Source organism: Oleiphilus sp. HI0132 (assembly GCF_001635845.1).
Genome location: NZ_LWGJ01000855.1, coordinates 1 through 286, shown reverse-complemented (window position 1 = coordinate 286; position 286 = coordinate 1). Strand labels below are relative to the sequence as shown.

At 47.6% G+C, this 286-nt stretch carries 1 pseudogene; it reads left to right on the top strand.

Annotation, left to right across the window (positions count from 1 at the left end):
- Positions 1-286, top strand: a pseudogene (gene narH / locus A3766_RS09655) (nitrate reductase subunit beta); the annotation flags it as partial.

Genomic DNA, 286 nt, shown 5'->3' with positions numbered 1-286 from the left:
TTTTCTGTTACCCACGTATCGAAGCGGGCCAGCCAACAGTTTGTTCTGAGACTTGTGTAGGTCGTATCCGTTACTTGGGTGTACTTCTTTATGATGCAGACCGTATCGAAGAAGCAGCAGCAACGCCGCTAGAGAAAGATTTGTACCAGGCACAGTTGGATATCTTCCTAGATCCAAATGATCCTAAAGTGCAAGATGCGGCACGCGCTGAAGGCATTCCTGATAGCTGGATTGAGTCGGCTCAAGCATCACCTGTTTATAAGATGGCAATGGACTGGAAAGTAGC